At 44.5% G+C, this 2,753-nt stretch carries 4 protein-coding genes; 1 reads left to right on the top strand and 3 read right to left on the bottom strand.

All coding sequences use genetic code 11. The features are described 5' to 3' along the window. From JZU62_RS08270 to pyrH, 3 genes are all read right to left on the bottom strand, one after another. Positions 1–641: HD domain-containing protein (locus tag JZU62_RS08270; RefSeq protein ID WP_295013755.1), on the bottom strand; the 641-nt coding region annotated here is incomplete at its 3' end. Between the two features lie 22 nt (positions 642–663). Beyond that, the gene (locus JZU62_RS08265) at positions 664–879 is read right to left on the bottom strand and encodes a DNA-directed RNA polymerase subunit omega (protein ID WP_295013723.1); all 216 of its coding nucleotides are present in this window, start codon (positions 877–879) and stop codon (positions 664–666) included. A gap of 18 nt (positions 880–897) precedes the next feature. Then, on the bottom strand, positions 898–1,608 hold the full coding sequence (gene pyrH, locus JZU62_RS08260; RefSeq protein WP_295013721.1) for a UMP kinase: 711 nt from the start codon (positions 1,606–1,608) through the stop codon (positions 898–900). Between the two features lie 117 nt (positions 1,609–1,725). On the opposite strand from pyrH, the gene JZU62_RS08255 reads away from it, so the two are divergent. Next, positions 1,726–2,753: hypothetical protein (locus tag JZU62_RS08255; RefSeq protein ID WP_295013719.1), on the top strand; the 1,028-nt coding region annotated here is incomplete at its 3' end.

Genomic DNA, 2,753 nt, shown 5'->3' with positions numbered 1-2,753 from the left:
GCTTGTTTCTCTTCGCTAAAGAGATATTGAAAACTCAAATCTTCCAAGAGGTTTTTGAGAAAAGAGATCCCTAAACGGCTTGCAATAGGAGCATAAACGACCAACGTCTCTTCGGCAATACGATGTTGTTTGGCAGGTGTCAAAGCCCCCAAGGTGAGCATATTATGAAGACGGTCGCACAGCTTGACCACCAAAACCCGTACATCTTCAATCGATGCGACCAACATTTTACGAAACGACAACGCCGAAACAACCAGCTTCTCATCCGAATGAGAGGGGATAAGCTGTGCGTCACGGATCATATCGATCTTCGTCAGCCCCTCAACCAAATGGGCAACGTCGGGACCGTAATCACGGTCGATCTCATCAATCCCGATATGGGTATCTTCGACCACATCGTGTAACAGTGCCGCGATGACCATCGCTTCATCACCGGTGATGTTCGCAACAATCGATGCAACTAAAACGGGATGGATGATATAAGGTTCGCCGCTTTTACGAAATTGATTTTGATGAGCTTGCTGTGAGAAAGAGAGTGCGTTTTGAATCGCACTTGAGGGGGTGATGTGTTTATAGAGGTGTGCAATAGCACCCTCAACATCATTGATTAGTGTTACGTTTTCTATATCGATGGTGTTCAATGATGCCGCTTTAAATTAAAAATTAGTCTCGATCTACGAAACCTTTGATAGTGATATACCCCTCGGCAATCTCCATCAAAGCGATATCAGCCGTTTTAGCTTTTTTTACATCTACATTGAGTTTTGTTGCCGCTCCGTTAAGAAGCTCCTCTGAGCGTTTTGCTACAGCGATAGCCAATTGGTAACGGTCGATATTAGCAGTTTCAAGTGCTTTTGCAGTGAGTTGTTCTAGTCTCATAGAGTGATCCTTTTAGGTTTATTTTACGATAGAGCAACGAGTTAAATTGCCCTGAATAATTTCGAGTAGATTACCCGGCGTGAACATATCACACACGATGATCGGTAATTTATTCTCTTTTGCCAATGCGATAGAGGTGTCATCCATCACTTTGATGTTATCTCGTAACGCTTCTTCATATCCTAGAGTCGGCAGCTTGATCGCATCCGCAAACTTCTTAGGGTCTTTGTTGTAAACACCGTCTACTTTGGTCGCTTTGATGATCACTTCCGCTCCGATTTCGATAGCACGCAATGTTGCTGCCGTATCGGTGGTAAAGAAGGGATTTCCGGTACCTGCGGCAAAAATCACCACACGACCCCGCTCTAAATGGCGCATTGCACGGCGAACGATAAACGCTTCCGCAATTTGCTCCATTTTGATCGCACTTTGAACGCGAACGTGCATCCCTTCGTGCTCACATGCCTCTTGCATCGCAATCGCATTGATCACCGTTGCCAGCATCCCCATGTAATCACCCGATGTTCGACGGATAATGCCATCCGCCGCCGCTGTTACGCCGCGAATGATGTTACCGCCGCCGATAACGATACCCACTTCAATCCCTGCATCTACGAGGGTTTTAATCTCACCCGCGATAAATTTTAATATTTTGGTATCGATACCGTGGCCGTTTTCACCCGCCAATGCCTCACCCGAGAATTTTACCAAAACGCGCTTATAGCCCATACAACTCCCTATAAAGCATCTTCGATGTGCCCTTTAAATTACGCGTATTATACTTTATTGTCGCTTTAAGGTTGCTTTGATTACACTAAGCTTCATAATGGGTAAAGGAAAAAAACGGTGAGATTATTAGAAATCATTAAATCTTGGTTTAATCCTCCTCCGATGCACCGAGTTCCCCTCTATGGACGAGGCATCCACGCCCTTCCCAACGCGCACGAAAAAGAGCTGTTTGATCTCTCTTCTGCCGCCTTTATCGAGGGGAACATTGTGAGCGGATATGAGTACTTTTTATCCTCTCTCATCCACAATAAGAACCCTTTTCCAACCCCGCACCTGAACATCGAACGCGGTGAAGAATTCCTCAATTTTAGCCTTATACAAGGCTCCGCCCTCATCAAAGGTTCCCTTACCAAAACATCGTTTGAAGCGTATGCCGACATTGCTCAGAGTTCTAAGCTCCATGTCGCCATCAAACGCCATTTTTTGGAGCGTGATTTTCAACTTACCTACTGCCGTTTCAGTGATGAAAACGGTATCATCAAACTCTCTATTCGGCTCGATAATGCTACGATAACCCCCCAAAAAATATTTTATCCGCTCCGTGAAATCGCTCTCAATGCCGATTTTGAAAAAGAGTTTATTGCCGGTGAGTTTGAAGAATCATCCCTTTTGGAGACATCGCATCTCATTAGCCTCCCTCGTGAAAAGATAGAGCAAAATTACGATTTTATGCAACAATGGATCAAAGAGACAGCGCAGAGTCTCATCGGTCTTTTATCGAACGATAATACGGGGATGACCTCCTTTAGCTATCTCGCACTCCTCCTCCAAATCGATTATCTCCTCCTCCCTCATAAAAAAATGGCGAAAAATATCAGTGAAAAAATTAACGGCTATTTTATGGACGATGAGAAACTGACCGAAGACAAAAATGCCGATTTGGAACAATACCTGAGCGAACTCAGCGCCATGAAGATTGAGTCATTTGCAACACAATTTTACGATTCTGCCTATACATTCTCCCCCTATGAGCAAGCAATGCACGATGAGATCGCCTCTTTTATCGACGAATCCCTCAGCAAAGTCCGTTGGTACAAAAACAACCGATCCAACTACGTTATCACGGTAATTTATCGCTATATCTC

The sequence above is a fragment of the Sulfuricurvum sp. genome, assembly GCF_019163035.1.
Lineage (GTDB): Bacteria > Campylobacterota > Campylobacteria > Campylobacterales > Sulfurimonadaceae > Sulfuricurvum.
Note: the sequence above shows the minus strand (reverse complement) of the source record. Positions and strands in the feature narration are given on the sequence as shown.